Origin of the sequence: Burkholderia anthina (assembly GCF_902498995.1) — a bacterium.
Lineage (GTDB): Bacteria > Pseudomonadota > Gammaproteobacteria > Burkholderiales > Burkholderiaceae > Burkholderia > Burkholderia anthina.
Map to the genome: position 1 here is coordinate 276,502 of NZ_CABVLY010000005.1, position 15,791 is coordinate 292,292.

Here is a 15,791-nt window from a genome sequence, read left to right on the forward strand (position 1 = left end):
CCGTCAGCGGGCCGGCTTCAGCAGCACCTTGATCGATTCGGGCGATTTCGCGACGCGGATCGCGTCGTTCCAGTCCTCGAGCGCGAAATCGTGGGTGACGATGCCCTTGGACGTGACGAGCCCGCGCGCGAGCAGGTCGATCGCAACGGGGTAACAGTATGGCCCGAGATGCGCGCCGCGCACGTCGAGCTCCTTGCGATCGCCGATGATCGACCAGTCGACGGTCGCATCCTCGCCGAACACGCTGAATTCGACGAAGCGACCGAGCTTGCGGATCAGTTCGAGCCCCTGGTTCACGCCGACAGGCGCGCCGGTCGTCTCGATGTAGACGTCGCACCCGTAGCCGTCGGTCAGCGCCCGGACGATCTCGCGCGCATCGTCGCGCTTCGGATTGATCGTCACGTCGGCGCCGTACTGCCGCGCGAGTTCGAGCCGCTCGTCGATCAGGTCGATCACGACGAGCCGCTTCGGCGTCTTCAGGTGCGCGACCTGCGTCATCATCAGCCCGAGCGGGCCCGCGCCGGCGATCACGACGACGTCGTCGAGCTGGACGTCGCCGCGGTTCACCGTGTGGATCGCGCACGACAGCGGCTCGATGATCGCGGCATCCTCGAGCGACACGCCGAGCGGGATCCGGTGGACGATCGCGGTCGGCGGAATCCGCATGTATTCGGCCATCCCGCCGTCCGCGACCTCCCGCTGGAAGCCGAAGATGTTGTGCACCTCGCACATCCAGTACTGGCCCGACCTGCAGTAGCGGCACTTGCCGCACGGCACGATCTGCTCGGCGATCACGCGATCGCCCAGCGCGACGCCGAAATGCCCGGCCGCGCCCTCGCCGAGCGCTTCCACGTAGCCGAAGAATTCGTGGCCGGGAATCACGGGCGCCTTCACCCACGGGCTCGGGCCGCCCCAGAACATCTTCGCGCCCGTATAGCACTTGCAATCGCTCGCGCAGATGCCGCACGCCGCGATGCGGATCACGAGCTCGTTCGCGCCGGCGCACGGCTTCGCGACCTGTTCGACGCGGTAATCCTCGGGGCCGTGGCAAACCACCGCGGTCATGTGCGGCCGGGCTTCGGGTGTCGTCATGAGTTGTCTCGCTCGTTGATGATTCGGATATCCGACGAATCAAGTGTCACCGCGATCGCTCGCGGCTGATGTAGATCGCGAGCAGGATGATTCCGCCCTTGATCACGTTCTGCACATATGGGTTCACGCCGATCATGTTCAGCCCGTTGTTGAGCACGCCGAGCAGCAGCGCACCGACGAGCGTGCCGAGGATCGCGCCGCGCCCGCCGGAGATCGACGTGCCGCCCATCACGACGGCCGCGATCGCGTCGAGCTCGAAACCCACGCCCGCGTTCGGCTGACCGCTCATCAGGCGCCCGGTCAGCACGATCGCGGCGATCGCCGACGTGAGCCCGGCCAGCGTATAGACGATCAGCTTCACGCGCGCGACACGCACGCCGGTGAGCCGCGTCGCCTGCTCGTTGCCGCCGATCGCATAGACGTAGCGGCCGAACGGCATCCGGTCGAGCAGCAGCCATGCGATCGCATAGACGGCCAGCATGATCAGCACCGGCGCCTGGATTCCGAACACCTTGCCGCTGCCGAAGAACGCGACCCAGTCGGGCAGCCCGTCGATCGGATAGCCGCCGGTGTAGATCAGCGCGAGCCCGCGCGCGATGCCCATCGTCGCGAGCGTGACGATGATCGGCGGCATGCCCGCGAACGCAACGAACACGCCGTTCAGGAACCCGAAGCCGAGGCCCACCGCGATGCCGATCGCGAGCGCGGCGACGGCGTTGACGCCCGCGACCATCAGCCCGGCCGCGAGCGTGCCCGACAGCGCCATCACGGCGCCGACCGACAGGTCGATCCCGCCGGTCAGGATCACGCAGGTCATGCCGACCGCGATGATCGCGTTGATCGACACCTGGCGCAGCACGTTCTCGAGGTTCGCGGCGGACAGGAAGCTCGGGCTCGCGAGCATCATCGCGATGCACACGGCGATCAGGCCGACGAGCGGATAGAACAGCGTCGAGCGCCGCAGTTGCGTCCACATCGCGCGCGGCGGCGGTGCATCGCCGGTGACGCCCGGGAGCGGCGTGGTTGGCGTGGAGGAAGAATCAGGCAGGTTCATGGGTTGCTCCTCGCGTGCCGGCCGTGGCATGGGTCATGACCGTGTCGGGATCGATCTCGTCGCCTTCCAGCGTCGCTTCGATGCGGCCCTGCCGAAACACGGCGACGCGATCGCACATGCCGACGATCTCCGGCAGCTCGGACGAGATCATGATGATGGCGTAGCCGCGCGCGGTGAGTTCGCGCATCAGCCCGTAGATTTCGGCTTTCGCGCCGACGTCGATGCCGCGCGTCGGCTCGTCGAAGATCAGCACGGTGGCGTGATGGTTCAGCCAGCGCGCGATCACGACCTTCTGCTGGTTGCCGCCGGACAGCGTCGCGACCTCGGCGTGGATCGACGGCGCCTTCACGCCGACGCGCCGCATCACGTCGTGCGTCGTGCGCGCCTCGCCGCGCCGGTCGATCAGCCAGCGCATCGACCGGTACTTGCCGAGGTTGTTCAGCGAAATGTTGTCGCGGATCGAGAACGACGTGACGAGCCCTTCCGTCTTGCGGCTTTCCGGCAGGATGCCGATGCCCGCACGCAGCGCGTCGGCGGGATCGGCGAGCTTCGCCGCCGTGCCGCGCACCCGCACGTCCTTGCGATGCGCGCGGGTCGCGCCGATCACGGCGAGCGCCGTCTCGGTGCGGCCCGAGCCGACCAGGCCGGCGAAGCCGAGGATCTCGCCCGCATGCAGCGCGAAGCGGTTCACCGGGCCATCGCGCTCGATCTGCAGCGCATCGACTTCGAGCACGGCAGGCGCGTCGGCGGCGCGCGCAGGCTTTGGCGGAAAGCTGCTCTCGATCCGGCGGCCGACCATCATCCGCACCAGTTGCTCGACGTCGGTACGCGCCACGTCGGTGGTCGCGACGTACTGGCCGTCGCGCAGCACCGTGATGCGATCGCACACCGCGAAGATTTCGTCGAGATGATGGGAGATGAAGATCATCGCGACGCCCTGCCGCTTCAGCTCGCGCATGATCGCGAACAGGCGTTCGGCCTCGGCCGGCGTGAGCGTGGCGGTGGGTTCGTCGAGGATCAGGATGCGCGCATCGAGCGACAGCGCCTTGCCGATCTCGACGAACTGCTGCTGGGCGACCGACAGCGTGCGCAGCGGCGCATCGAGATCGATCGACACGCCGAGCCGCGCGAAGATGCCGGCCGCCGTGCGCCGCATCCGCGACCGGTCACGCACGCCCCAGCGCGTGCGCAGCTCGCGGCCGAGAAACAGGTTGTCGACGGCATCGAGATGCGGGATCAGGCTGAACTCCTGAAACACGATGCCGATACCGGCCGCGACCGCGTCGTGATAGCTCGCGAAGTGCCGCGCGGCGCCGTCGATTTCGATCGTGCCGGTATCCGGCCGATGAATGCCGCACAGAATCTTCATCAGCGTCGACTTGCCGGCGCCATTCTCGCCGAGCAGCGCGTGAATCTCGCCGCGCGCGATCTCGAGATGGATGTCCGACAACGCCTTCACGCCCGGAAAGCTTTTCGTGATGTGGCCGAGCCTGAGTATCGTGTCCATCGGCTGCTCCGTGCGCGGGGCCGCGGCCGCGCGGCCGCCCCGCGCGTCAGGTCGCGCGTCGCTCACCAGCTGAACCCCTTCGCATTGCCGCGATCGACGACCTTCACGTCGACTGGAATCGCTTTCGGCACCGTCGCGCCCCACTTGCGCGCGAGCGCGATGCCGAGCGCGATGCGAACCTGGTCGGCCGGAAACTGCGCGGTCGTCTCGATGAACTTCGAATTGGGCTTCTGGATCGCCGCCACCGCCTCGGGCGCGCCGTCGACGCTCGTCAGCTTGATGTCCTTGCCCGATCCCTCGATCGCCGAGAGCGCGCCCATTGCGCCGCCGTCGTTCACACTGAACAGGCCCTTCAGGTTCGGGTGCGCGGAAATCATGTTCTCCGTCACCGACAGCGCGGCCGCGCGTTCCTGCTTGCCGTTCTGCGTATCGACCAGCTTCACGTTCGGGAACTTCGCGAGCCCGGCCTTGCAGCCGCGCACGCGTTCGAGAATCGGCACGACGGGAATGCCGTCGAGGATCGCCACCTCGCCGCTGCCGCCGATCGCCTTCGCGAGGTATTCGCACGACATCACGCCCGCGTCGTAGTTCTTCGAGCCGACGAACGAATCGACCGGGCCGTTCGCGTTCGCGTCGACAGCCACGACCACCGCGCCGGCCTTCTTCGCCTGCGTGATCGCCGACTGGATGCCGGTCGAGTCGGTCGGGTTCACGAGCAGGATGTCGATCTTCTTCTGCAGCATGTCCTCGACGTCGCTGACCTGCTTGCTGACGTCGTGATGCGCGTCGGTGACGATGACCTGCGCACCGATCGATGCGGCCGCATCGTTCAGCGCCTTCTGCATCGTCACGAAATACGGGTTGTTCAGTTCCTGGAACGTCATGCCGATGCGCAGCGGCGCGGCATGCGCGGCGACGGGCAGCACGGCCGCGACGGCGAGCGTGGCAAGGGCCGCCATGCGGATGGCGCGGCGAGGCAATGAAGCGGGCGATGCATGCATCATGACGGTGTCTCCGATTTATGTACGGCTTTTCGTGGGTAAGCGCGCCCCTCGCGATGCGAACGTCGCGATTAGGCAGGTGAAACGCAATGGTGAGGAAAACTCAGGTGGGCGAGCGCCCCGCGCTCACCCTGACTGCGGCGCAAGCTCGGGCATACCGGGCGTGACCACGCGCGGCGGAAACGGGTTGCCGGTGGGCGCCGCATGCAGCGCGAGCTCGCGGCTGCGCGCATTCAGGCGCTGCAGCGCGCGGAATTCGGACGGCGCCATTCCCTTCACCGCGCGGAACTGGCGGTTGAAGTTGGACACGTTGTTGAAGCCGGCCTGGAAGCAGATGTCGGTGATGCTCGTGTCGTCGACGAGCAGCATCTGACACGCGGATTCGATCCGCAGCCGGTTCACGTACTGGACGAACGGCATGCCCGTATGGCGGTGGAACGCGCGCGAGAACGCGCTGACGCTCTGTCCGGTGAGTTGCGCGAGATCGGATTCGCGCAGCTCGGACGCCAGGTTCTTGCCGATGTACGACAACGCATGGCCGAGCCGCGTCGGCGTGACGTGCGCGTGATCGTATGCGGGGCTCGCGAGCAGCGTACGTCCGGTCGCGCCGCACAGCCGCTCGAGCATCGTCATGAACAGCACGATGCGGCGCATGCCGCGCGCCGCCAGCAGTGCGTCGAACAACGGCGCGATCGCCGCGCTCGTGTCGTCGTCGAAACCCACGCCGCGCCGCGCATCGTCGAGCAGCGCCTGTGCATCGCGGCATTCGGGAAACGCGTCCATGCAGCGGCGCACGAACGCAGGATCGAACTGGATCACGAGATTGCGGCGCTCGACGGTCTCGCCTTCGGCCATGTCGCTGACCCAGTTGTGCGGCAGGTTCGGACCGAGCAGCACGAGATGGCCCGGGCCGAACGAACCGACGTGATCGCCGACGAAATACTTGCCGCGCGTCGCAACGATCAGGTGCAGTTCGAATTCGGGATGGAAGTGCCAGCGGATCGTGCGATACGGATAGCCATGCGACCAGACCTTGAACGACTCATCGCGTCGCACTTCGACCACTTCCAGATCGGGATGCATCATCCTGGCGTCTCCATTCCCATGTATCGCCGGCCGGGCCGTTCTGCCGTTCACGCGTTCGCCGCCGGTTTCGTGCGGCGACGCGACCGGTCGCATGGGAAGCAATGTAGATCGATCAAACGTGCGGCTCCACCAACTTTACGCCAGATTTCCGATACTTTTTTGCGGATAACGAGCCAAAACGGCGTCCGGCAGCAAATTTGTGCAGCGCGGAACACGCTGCGCGCCGGCAGGGGCGCTTGCCCGACGGCGGCCATGCGCCGCCGGGCAAAGCACAGATATGCGAGGGCGACGCAGCCCGTCGCCGCGCTTACGCGGGCGCGCCTTCCCGTGCGGCGCGCACCTCGTACGTCTTCAGGTGGTTGTACGCGATCCGCAGCAGCGACAGCGCATCCGTCGCCTGCGGATCGCGGCGCGCGAGCAGGTCGCCGATCACGTGATCGGCCTCGACCCGCGCATGGTTCTCGACGTCGCGCAGCATCGATGCGGTCAGCGGCGACGGCGTCAGCACCATCCGCTGCATCCGCCCGATTGCCGCCGGATCGGGCTGCTGCCCGTTGTGCGCGGCAATCGCGCTGCATTCGTCGAGCATCGTCTCGAGCAAGCGACGGCCGTCCGGCGCCGCGAGAATGTCGCCGATCGAGCCGCGAAACAGCGACGTGCTCGCCGCGAGCGTCGCGAGGAACACCCATTTCTCCCACATGCGCGCAGCGATGTTGTCGCTGAGCGTCGCGTCGAAACCCGCGCCGCCGAGCACGTCGGCCAGCGCGCGCACGCGCGCCGATTCGCCACCGGCGAGTTCGCCGAACGACAATCCGTGCGTGTCGTTCAGGTGCACGATCCGCTGCTCGTGATCGAGCGTGGCCGCGATCACGCACAGGCCGCCCAGTACCTGCGCAGTGCCGAACCGGTCGCGCAGCACGTCGAGATGGCGCATTCCGTTGAGCATCGGCAGAATCAGCGTCGACGGCCCGACGAACGGCGCGAACGACGTGATCGCCTCGTCGAGGCTGTACGCCTTGCAGCTCAACAGCACGAGGTCGAACGGCGCGGCCGTATCGGTCGCGCGCACGGTCTGCACGTTCGCAAGCGTCAGGTCGCCGCGCGGGCTGCGAATCAGCAGCCCGTCGCGCGCGAGCGCGGCCGCGCGGCCATCGCGCACCAGGAATGTCACGTCGCGCCCCGCCGCCGCGAGCCGGCCGCCGAAATATCCGCCGACCGCGCCGGCCCCTACCACCAGAATCCGCATCGTTGCCTCCTTTCGGTTTCGTACGGCGTCGCCACCCGCGCCCGGACTCCCGGACTCCCGGACGAACAGCGCGACCGCCATCGTCCGACAGTATAGCGACGCCGAATATGTATATGCATAGATGACCGTACCGCGCTCGATGGCATTGGCGGCGGTACGGCGTCTAAGGGATTTCCCGCCTACGGCAACGTTCGTCGCGCGCCGTCAAAGACTTATCTCGTCACGCCGTTCCGGCGCGCTCGTTCGACCGACCGACCTCATTCACCATGCGCACACTCTCCCTGAACCAGAAACTTGCTTCGATGATCGTCATTCTGTGGCTCGGCCTGCTCGTGATCGCCGGGATCGGCGCGTGGCAGACCCGCGCATCGATGATCACCGACCGCCGCGACCAGCTTGCGACGCTGGTGGCGCAGGCGACGAGCGTCGCCGACCACTACTACAAGCTGTCGCAGCAGAACGCGCTGCCGGAAGCCGAGGCGAAGCAGAAGGCGCTCGAGGCGATCGCCGCGATGCGCTACGGCACCGACGGCTACATCTCGATCAACGACTCGAAGCCGGTGATCGTGATGCATCCGATCAAGACCGACCTCGACGGCAAGGACGTATCGAATTTCGCGGATCCGAACGGCAAGCATCTGTTCGTCGAAATCGTGAAGGCCGGCAACGCGGAAGGCGGCAAGGGCTTCGTCGAGTATCTGTGGCCGAAGCCGGGCGCCGACAAGCCGCAGGACAAGACCAGCGCGGTGCAACGCTTCGCCCCGTGGGACTGGTATCTCGTGACGGGCATGTACATGAACGACGTGCGCTCGGCCGTGCTCGCGAGCATCGGCCGCTGGCTCGCGATGACCGCCGTGCTCGGCGCGATCGCGACCGCCGTGATGGTGCTCGTGCTGAGAAGCGTGCGCGCGAACCTCGGCGGCGCGCTCGAAGTCGCGCTCGACACCGCGCAACGCATCGCGCAGGGCGACCTGACCGCGCGCGTGAACGTGAAGCACGACGATCGCGGCAGCCTGCTGCATGCGTTGCACGTGATGCAGGGCGGACTGATCGACATGGTGTCGCGCGTCCGGATGGGCACCGAGAACATCAACGTCGGCGCGAGCGAGATCGCGTCGGGCAACACGGACCTGTCGCAGCGCACCGAGGAACAGGCGGCCGCGCTCGTGCAGACCGCGTCGAGCATGGACCAGATGACCGCGAACGTGAAGCAGAACGCGGAAAGCGCCGCGCAAGCCGCGACCCTCGCCGACCAGGCGGCGCAAGTCGCGACGCGCGGCAGCGCGGTGGTCGACGATGTCGTGCGCACGATGAACGAAATCACCGACCGCTCGCACAAGATCGGCGACATCATCGGCGTGATCGACGGGATCGCGTTCCAGACCAACATCCTCGCGCTGAACGCGGCGGTCGAGGCCGCGCGCGCGGGCGAACAGGGCCGCGGCTTCGCGGTGGTTGCGGCCGAAGTGCGCTCGCTCGCGCAACGCTCGGCGACGGCCGCGAAGGAAATCAAGTCGTTGATCGTGTCGTCGAACGAGACGGTCGAGCACGGTGCGACGCTCGTCACGCATGCAGGCGAGACGATGGCCGAGATCGTGCAGTCGATACGGCGTGTCAACGAGATCCTCGACGAGATCAGCCACGCTTCGCGCGAGCAGAGCTCCGGAATCGAGCAGGTCAATCGCGCGGTGGGCGAGATGGATCAGGTCACGCAGCAGAACGCGGCGCTCGTCGAGGAAGCCGCCGCCGCCGCGCATTCGCTGCGCGATCAGGCCGAAGCGTTGCGGGAAGCCGTCACGCGGTTCGCGTTGCCGGCCTGACGGGGGCGGCCCGGCATCGTCAGGCGTGCCTCACGCCGTGTGCCGGGTCTCCGGTGCCCGGCGCCCGGCCCGGCCGGTTGCGTTCAGATACGTCCGGAATCGACAACCGAAGAATTCAACGCCGCACCGCAGGAAGTCTTGTGTCCGTCGAACGCGGCGGCCCGGCCTTCGACGTTGAAGTCCGGATCGCCTTCGACGATGGTGCACGTGCCGTGAACCAGGCATGAACACGTGTCGCCGACGCGGGCAACCGCGTGGCCCATCACCTTGCTTGTTGCCGCGCCGGACTCGACCCGGCCACCGTGGGTATGGGTATCGCCTACCCGGATAATTCCACGCATATATCCTCCTTTGAATGATTTGCGCGACGGTTGCGTGCGCATGCAACGTGCCGTCGCGCTGACTTGCGTTACCACGAATAACCCTGCATGCCGTAATCGGTATCGTGTCGGCGGCCCCACCACGGCAGGTACGCATTGTTTCCGCCGCGTGCGCGGAACCAGTCTTTGGTCGGATCGATCGGCGTGAGCTTCGACGGTGGCCTGACGATAACCGCGACGGGATGTTCGGGATCGGTTGTCCCGGCAACCAGTGCGTTGCCGCCGTAGTGATTGACGCGGCCGATCGCGAGCGCCACGTTGGTCAATGCGCTACCGGTTCCCATGTCGCCAAGCAGTCCGGCCGTGTTGAAGGTCTGCTTCATGTAGTCGTATTCCGGAAGGGTTTCGGTCAACGTTCGTGTGAGCGAAACAAGGCGTGACGACGATGTGTCGCTGGCTTTGCCTGCGTCGTGGAAGATGTATTCGAGGTCCGGAACCGCTACACCGGCATTGCGTGCTGCTTCATCGATGGTTGCCTTCCATGCCTGTACGGCGCGCGTCGTGCCGACCTTCCGCTCAAACGCCTGTGTATTGCCGGTTGCGGCCTTGCCGATCCACGCGAGCGGTTCGCGCTCGGTGTTGAAGTTCGGGCCGGCGAGGAACAGCACGACGAGGTTTTCGTTGATCTGGGCATCCGTGGGCGGGAAGCTCGGTGCGTCCCAGTTGATCGCCCATACGGTCTTGTCGGGGTTCGCCTGCAAGTAGTCCAGCGCGTTGTTCAGTGATGTAAAGCCGGCATTCGCACCGCCTTGAGTGATTTGCACATCAGGGAGCGTGGGGCGGCTCCACATCGTCGGAAAATGTGGATTTCCGATTGAAAACGCTTTTCGAATCGAGTCTCGCAAATAGCTCTGCGATTCGTCTGCGTCGAGTCGATCTGGAATCGCAAGCGCGACACGAATGCCTGCCAGTTCGCGCCATTCCTTTTTATTGGCTGGGCTAACTGTGTAGAAATACTTTGGATTAGAGGCATAGCGCGAGCGAAGGAGTAGTGGTAACTCAAAGATATACTTACGATAAAAGCCTCTAAACGTTTCCTCACCTTCGTTGCCATATGCGATACCTGCTACCGATTGCAAGGTAGTGAAAGACTTTGGATCGGTTCGAACCATATCGTCATTCTTGTTCGGTGTGGTAAGCCCTTGCGTCCACAACAATTGCCATTCGGTTGGATAGTCTCTTCGTTGCAACGGATTCAACCAGACTAGGCCGACCACCTGAGCGACGAATGGCCTCGTCGGTTCCTCCACTGCTCGCGCGATGCTCCCTGCAGGCTCTTGGGCAGGCACCGCCTGTGCGGGACGCATCATGGCCGTGGTGAACATAAACACCGCAAGTGCGGCCAAGCCAGGTAAGACAACGAATCGTTTCATCCAATCTCCCATTTCCAAATGTGCCGGGTCGGGTTGTTCTACATGTGCCATCAGCGTGGCCATGAGTACGGTGACAAGCATCCATGTCGAAGCGGCGACGACTGCACGTCGCGGCCACGTAGCGATCAGCGTTTTCAAATCACACCTCCGACCTTCAGATAGAGATCGCCTTCACGTTCATCCTTGATCGCGTCGGGAATTTCGCCTTCGCTATTCTCGGCATGTACCCACTCGTGAATCGGTAGATCGTCAAGTTCTCCGAGCTCAAAATATCCGTAATACTTCTTGTTTGGATTGTCTTCCGCAAGACTTTTCCCCAGCCGCCAATCCGCCTCGATGCGCAGCGATTTGAGTTGTTTCTCCGTCAGGTAGCACAGACCCACAGCGACGTCATACGCCAGTGCTTTCTCGGCATGCTCGGGATTGGTCATCGTCGTAGAGTGGTTCGTCGGGCTATTGGTCGCGCCACGATCAAGCCAGTCAACGATCTGCTTGTCGCGCCATTCCTTGTAGCCCTCGGGCATTTCGCTTTTGCCGTCTTCGCCAATCACATGGCCGTCTCGGTCGAGCCATTCGGTATTCAGCGTGCGACGCGCTTCCATCCGCATCAACGCGCGATCCTCGTAGCGCTGCCCGGCTTCGGTTGCTGCCGTGCCTTGCGCAACGCTGTCCTCGTTCTTTGCCTTGTACTGGTCGTAGGGATCGTCAGTTCGCTTGTCTGCATCGGCTTTACTCGCGTCGCGCCATGCGGCCGGCGGATCGTTGCCTTCGTTGAAGTCGCTTACTGCATCGCCGTCCTTCGTTTCGACGGGCTGGCCGAACCGCAATGCCTTCGGTGGGAATGGATCATCCAGCGCCGGAGCGTCCGCTACCACCGTCCAGCCCTTTGGCGGATCGGCGTTCACACGGAGCATGTTCAATGCCGAACTGATGCCGGTCACAACGAACATGAGCGGCGCGGTTGCCAGCGTCGCCGCTATCCCCCAAACACTCTCATTGCCTTTAACTGCACCGATCAAATTGAATTTGGCCGGTGGCGAGGGCGGATACCAGAAGCCCGACTTCGTTCCTGGCTTGCCATGCCGCCAATCGTCTTCCCAATAGCGGTAGGGTTTCTGTACGCCGACCGGAAAGCCCGATGCGAATACCCGCTGCGTCAGGATGCTGGCCGCGCCGATGTCATCGAGTTCGTGTTTGCTGATCCCGCGCCAGCCGATGCCCTGAACCGTCACTGCTGAAATCACCTGATCGTGCGGACAGCAATACGCGGTGACGCGGCCATACGTCGATCCATTCAAGCCGTGTCGATCGCGATCCTGTTGTGCGGCATACGACCGGTTGCTTGTCGGCGAGACCCGCTTGTTTTTCATGTCTTCATCAACCTTGTCCACCGGTTGTTCGAAGGCCTTGCGGTTGCCGATAATCGACAGGAATTTGCCGAAGGTCTTGGTGCGCGCGGCGTAGGTCTGACGACCGCGATGACCGCTCGCGTCTTTCGTTGCGCGTTGCGACCACGTATCCATGAACGTGTCGGATTTGTACGGACCGTCTGCATTCGCGAGGCTGTACGGCGCGTTTGCCAGTACATAGGCGTCTGCCACGCAGTGGCCCGTGCCTCCCCACGGATCTTCGACATCGGGGAATGCGTCGCCGAAGAACGCCGCCGTGAGGCCGACGATGTTGCCTTGGCTATGGCACACCACGGTAATCGGTACATCGGCCTGCATCTGGCGGATCGACTCGATCAATTTGGCCAATCGCAAGGCCGCGAGCACACCATACGCGCGGGGCGGCGCGCGGTACAAAGGGCGATTGGTTGGATTGATGCCTTGTACCGTCATCCATCCCATCGTTCGATCATCGAGACCGCCATGCCAAAGGTCGGGCAGGCTCGAGCAGCCGTTCGTGAACGGGCCGCCACCCCAGTAGTCCTTTTCGTTCAAGAAAATCTTGTCGCCGTACTCTTTCAATTCCGCCGCGGTCGCGCGATAGCCCCACCGGAAATGAATGACCGGCGAAAACGACGGCTCGGGCTTGATGTAGTTACCGGACCAAAGCTTCGGATTCAAGAACCCATCCGGCGTCACGCTCTCCGTGTACTTCGCCGGCGTCAATTGCCCCGCTTCGATGCCGTGATACATCATTTGATCGTCGAGTCGCCCGATCCGTCGATTAAGGCCTTTGCATAGCCCTTCCTCCGTCGCATCGAACCATTCGCCCTCCGAGTTCACGCCATGCACGAAGATGACGACCCCGGGCAAAGGCATCTGCCTGATGCAGATAAGCGGCGTGTTCTTCGCGAACATCGTCATCCCTTCGACACGGCCAACGATGATCGGTGGCGGTTCGGGACGCGGCGCGCGTGCGCCGGACACATCCACTTCAGAGCCGGACTCGTCAGTATGAGCATCTACTATCGGTTGCGAATCGCGAAATGAATCGATCATTCAAACTCCTGCACGTGCCTATACTTTTTTCTTGATGAACTGCACCGCCAGCCTCTCGACCTGATCGGCATCAACCGACGGCAGCGTGCCCGCCACGTCGGTCGTCGAATTCGACAGCACCGTGGACGACTTTTTTACCCGGCCGTCAAACCCCGCAGCCGCATCGCCGTCAGTTGGATGGATCAGCTTCGGCACGCGGCCAAGTGTGTCCTGGGAGAATTTCGGCATATCCGTATCCATACTGGCCGCCCCACCCCACAAATGCCCCGCCGACTTCACCGTAAAAGTCCCCGGACACCCCAACTCGATATCGCCCCCGCGCAGCTTCAGATACGCGCCACCGGACGTCACGAACACGACTTCATCGCTCGCCGTACCCGTCAGCGTTCCGCCCGCCGCGGTCAATTGAATGTTCTTCGCCGAATCGACTTGCGTATCGTCGTTCTGCGACTGAATCGTCACCTTCCCGCGATTCGCGATCGCCGACACGCCGTCGCTGTGCGCGAACATCGCGACACCGCGGCCGGCATGCAGATTGATACGCTCGCCGCTCGCGACCTGTACGTGCCGCTGCGCGATCTGATCGATGTTCTCGCCCGCATACACGACATGCGTTTTCGGCGTGACGTTGAGCGACCCCGATTGCGCGCCGAATGCCATCAACGCGGACGCGTCGTCGCCCTCACCGCGCTGCGCGCCGCCGGGCGTCCAGTTTCGAAACGCATCGGCGATGCCATCCTGGCCCGCGGCATCGACAGCCCGCCCGCCATGCTGGCCGGCATGGTCGCCGAGCGACTTGAAAAGTTCGGTGCACTGATCGAGCAGGCAAATCAGCTCCTCGCGATCAAGCTGACCGCCGGTCGCCCGTGCACGCGCATAGGTCGACAGCAAAATGCCGCGGGCCGCGCGCAACGCCGCAGCGGCATCGGTGCGCAGTTCCGCCCCGTCGCCCCGGTCGCTCCCGTGCCCGCCGTCGCGCGGCTGCGTCAGATAGCCCAGGTTCAGTTGGGTATGCGCGTGTTCGCTCGCCAACTGCGCGGAGATTTGCGACGGGGTATCGTCCAGACGAAGCTGGTTATGGCGCCGGCCCTTGATTTCCCTGGTCTTGATGCCGGACAGGTAGCGATTGCCGGGCAGCGCGCCGGTATCGCTGAAATTCGCGGGCGGGTTCGCACCGTTGCTCAACACGCCGATGATGACCAGCCGGTCGGGGTCGCCCGACAGACACCCCAACAGGACTTCCATACCGACCCGCGGCAGGAACAGCGCCCCGAACCCGCTGCCCGCGAGGCTGGCGCCGACGCGAACGGGCGCACTGTCGCCGGCCGAATCGTTCGTTCCGGCGCCTTGCGCGTGCGCGTGGTCTGCCGGATCGAAGCCGTGTATGCGCACGCGCACACGGCCGGCCGCATCGCAAAACACTTCCTCGCCCTCGGTGCCGACGATCGTGCCGGTCAGCAGGTGAGCCGGCGGCACATCGATGTTCGGATCGTAGGCAGGCTTGAGCGGCACGCCGCGCCGCACGCACGTGAAGCGGTTCTCGTAGCGCGTGTCGGTGTGCGCCGATCCGTCGGCAGGCGCCGGGGAAGCGGTTTGCGCGAGGTTCAGGCTCGCCGCGAAGAGTTCGCTCACGCGCCCCGTCAGAGGCTTCGGCAGGTTGTTCAGGATCTCGTGCCGCACCGACGTGACCACGAACTGACGGCGATCGACCGGCTTCATGTCGAGCTCGGGGTCGCCCGTCAGCGTGAACCAGTGACCGACCGGCAAATCGCGCACGCTGCCGATCCCGTCGTAACGCTCGGCTTCGAACTGGTGCGCCAGTATCCGGTCGCGCGTAATGCGATCGTGATCGCGCCACGAATCGCCGACGTGCGGAATGTCGATCGCAACGTCGGTCAGGAGTTGCGCAAGGTCGTTCCCCGCGTCACCCTGGTCGATGCCGGTGACGGCCATGGAATCGTCCGCGCGAGCCGTCTTGTAATCCCAGGACGGACGGCGCACCTTGCCGGACGACACGCTTTGGCGGTGCGCGAACAGCGTCACGGTGTCGCGTTGTCCGGCCCGGGCGTCGCGCGGCTGAAGGCGCAGCGTGCCGGCCGGTGCTTCCGTCACGCGATACGGGTCGTCGCAGAATATGAGCGTATGCGTCGGCCGCTCGCCACCCGGGCCGGCCTTCGCGAAGACCGTGATGCCTTCCCGGCGCAGCAGACGCCGGATGAAACGCGCGTCGGACTCGTTGACCTGCCGCGTCAGTTCGCGCACCGGATAGCGTTCGGCCTGCAATCCCGACAGATCGAAATCGAACGCACGCGCGAGCGCGACGCTGCGCAGCTTCCATTCGTTCATCAGCGTCGCCAGGATTTCCGTCACGCTGCGCGACCGGAACACGCGGGCGTTGGTGCGGCGATCCATCAACGACAGCGCGTCGCACACGTGCAGTTGATACACGGTCAGTTCGCCGTCGGATTGACCGGTCCGCACTTCGCGCACGATCGCGTTGATCGCCCGCACGCCGCCCCGATCGGTCGTCAGACGGACCGACACGGGCAGGCCGAGAAACAGCGCAGGCGACAAATGATCGTGGGTGGACACGCAGGTCAGCGTGCCGTCGATGCCCGACATCAGCCCTTCGCGGATATCCGCGTGGTGAAGCGCCAGCAGATGGCCGACCGCGCGTTGCGCCTGCCCGAAATGAAGGGCGACCGGCCGCCGGTTCAAGTCGCCCGGACCGGACGCAAAATGCCGGAATGCGGTTGCGGTCGACATCGCCATGCCCTCGTCATGC

General features: G+C 64.7%; 11 protein-coding genes. 1 reads left to right on the forward strand and 10 read right to left on the reverse strand.

Going from position 1 to position 15,791, the window contains the following annotated elements; genetic code table 11:
• Positions 1-3: 3 nt before the first annotated feature.
• From BME24068_RS09725 to panE, 6 genes are all read right to left on the reverse strand, one after another.
• On the reverse strand, positions 4-1,092 hold the full coding sequence (locus BME24068_RS09725; RefSeq protein WP_096501486.1) for an alcohol dehydrogenase catalytic domain-containing protein: 1,089 nt from the start codon (positions 1,090-1,092) through the stop codon (positions 4-6).
• 46 nt (positions 1,093-1,138) lie between these two features.
• Positions 1,139-2,146 carry an ABC transporter permease gene (locus tag BME24068_RS09730; RefSeq protein WP_096501488.1) on the reverse strand — a complete coding sequence of 336 codons (1,008 nt, stop codon included), beginning with the start codon at positions 2,144-2,146 and terminating at the stop codon, positions 1,139-1,141.
• On the reverse strand, positions 2,133-3,653 hold the full coding sequence (locus BME24068_RS09735) for a sugar ABC transporter ATP-binding protein (RefSeq protein WP_174925921.1): 1,521 nt from the start codon (positions 3,651-3,653) through the stop codon (positions 2,133-2,135). The genes BME24068_RS09730 and BME24068_RS09735 overlap by 14 nt, the downstream gene beginning before the upstream one ends.
• A gap of 62 nt (positions 3,654-3,715) precedes the next feature.
• Positions 3,716-4,657, reverse strand: coding sequence for an ABC transporter substrate-binding protein (locus tag BME24068_RS09740; RefSeq protein ID WP_096501493.1), 942 nt, complete (start codon positions 4,655-4,657; stop codon positions 3,716-3,718).
• Between the two features lie 123 nt (positions 4,658-4,780).
• On the reverse strand, positions 4,781-5,740 hold the full coding sequence (locus BME24068_RS09745; RefSeq protein WP_174925922.1) for an AraC family transcriptional regulator: 960 nt from the start codon (positions 5,738-5,740) through the stop codon (positions 4,781-4,783).
• A gap of 307 nt (positions 5,741-6,047) precedes the next feature.
• Positions 6,048-6,986 carry a 2-dehydropantoate 2-reductase gene (gene panE / locus BME24068_RS09750; RefSeq protein WP_174925923.1) on the reverse strand — a complete coding sequence of 313 codons (939 nt, stop codon included), beginning with the start codon at positions 6,984-6,986 and terminating at the stop codon, positions 6,048-6,050.
• A gap of 266 nt (positions 6,987-7,252) precedes the next feature.
• Between panE and BME24068_RS09755 the strand changes: the two genes are divergently transcribed.
• On the forward strand, positions 7,253-8,806 hold the full coding sequence (locus BME24068_RS09755) for a methyl-accepting chemotaxis protein (RefSeq protein WP_174925924.1): 1,554 nt from the start codon (positions 7,253-7,255) through the stop codon (positions 8,804-8,806).
• Between the two features lie 83 nt (positions 8,807-8,889).
• Here BME24068_RS09755 and BME24068_RS09760 read toward each other — a convergent pair whose 3' ends face one another.
• The 4 genes from BME24068_RS09760 to BME24068_RS09775 form a co-directional block, all read right to left on the reverse strand.
• Positions 8,890-9,147: a PAAR domain-containing protein gene (locus tag BME24068_RS09760; protein WP_174925925.1), complete on the reverse strand. Its 258-nt coding sequence runs from the start codon at positions 9,145-9,147 to the stop codon at positions 8,890-8,892.
• Positions 9,148-9,215: 68 nt separating this feature from the next.
• On the reverse strand, positions 9,216-10,559 hold the full coding sequence (locus tag BME24068_RS09765) for a virulence factor (RefSeq protein ID WP_174925947.1): 1,344 nt from the start codon (positions 10,557-10,559) through the stop codon (positions 9,216-9,218).
• A gap of 134 nt (positions 10,560-10,693) precedes the next feature.
• Positions 10,694-12,871 (reverse strand): T6SS effector phospholipase Tle3 domain-containing protein, encoded by a 2,178-nt coding sequence (locus BME24068_RS09770; protein WP_420887539.1) that lies wholly within the window; start codon positions 12,869-12,871, stop codon positions 10,694-10,696.
• Positions 12,872-13,024: 153 nt separating this feature from the next.
• Complete coding sequence (locus BME24068_RS09775) at positions 13,025-15,772, reverse strand: type VI secretion system Vgr family protein (RefSeq protein WP_174925948.1); 2,748 nt, start codon at positions 15,770-15,772, stop codon at positions 13,025-13,027.
• Positions 15,773-15,791: the final 19 nt, after the last annotated feature.

Excerpts from the sequence above, each read along its gene's own strand:
- BME24068_RS09760 (WP_174925925.1), bottom strand. The coding sequence starts at position 9,147 with ATGCGTGGAATTATCCGGGTAGGCGATACCCATACCCACGGTGGCCGG.
- BME24068_RS09770 (WP_420887539.1), bottom strand. The coding sequence starts at position 12,871 with ATGACGATGTTCGCGAAGAACACGCCGCTTATCTGCATCAGGCAGATG.
- BME24068_RS09730 (WP_096501488.1), bottom strand. The coding sequence starts at position 2,146 with ATGAACCTGCCTGATTCTTCCTCCACGCCAACCACGCCGCTCCCGGGC.
- BME24068_RS09735 (WP_174925921.1), bottom strand. The coding sequence starts at position 3,653 with ATGGACACGATACTCAGGCTCGGCCACATCACGAAAAGCTTTCCGGGC.
- BME24068_RS09740 (WP_096501493.1), bottom strand. The coding sequence starts at position 4,657 with ATGATGCATGCATCGCCCGCTTCATTGCCTCGCCGCGCCATCCGCATG.
- panE (WP_174925923.1), bottom strand. The coding sequence starts at position 6,986 with ATGCGGATTCTGGTGGTAGGGGCCGGCGCGGTCGGCGGATATTTCGGC.
- BME24068_RS09775 (WP_174925948.1), bottom strand. The coding sequence starts at position 15,772 with ATGTCGACCGCAACCGCATTCCGGCATTTTGCGTCCGGTCCGGGCGAC.
- BME24068_RS09755 (WP_174925924.1), top strand. The coding sequence starts at position 7,253 with ATGCGCACACTCTCCCTGAACCAGAAACTTGCTTCGATGATCGTCATT.
- BME24068_RS09745 (WP_174925922.1), bottom strand. The coding sequence starts at position 5,740 with ATGATGCATCCCGATCTGGAAGTGGTCGAAGTGCGACGCGATGAGTCG.
- BME24068_RS09725 (WP_096501486.1), bottom strand. The coding sequence starts at position 1,092 with ATGACGACACCCGAAGCCCGGCCGCACATGACCGCGGTGGTTTGCCAC.
- BME24068_RS09765 (WP_174925947.1), bottom strand. The coding sequence starts at position 10,559 with ATGAAACGATTCGTTGTCTTACCTGGCTTGGCCGCACTTGCGGTGTTT.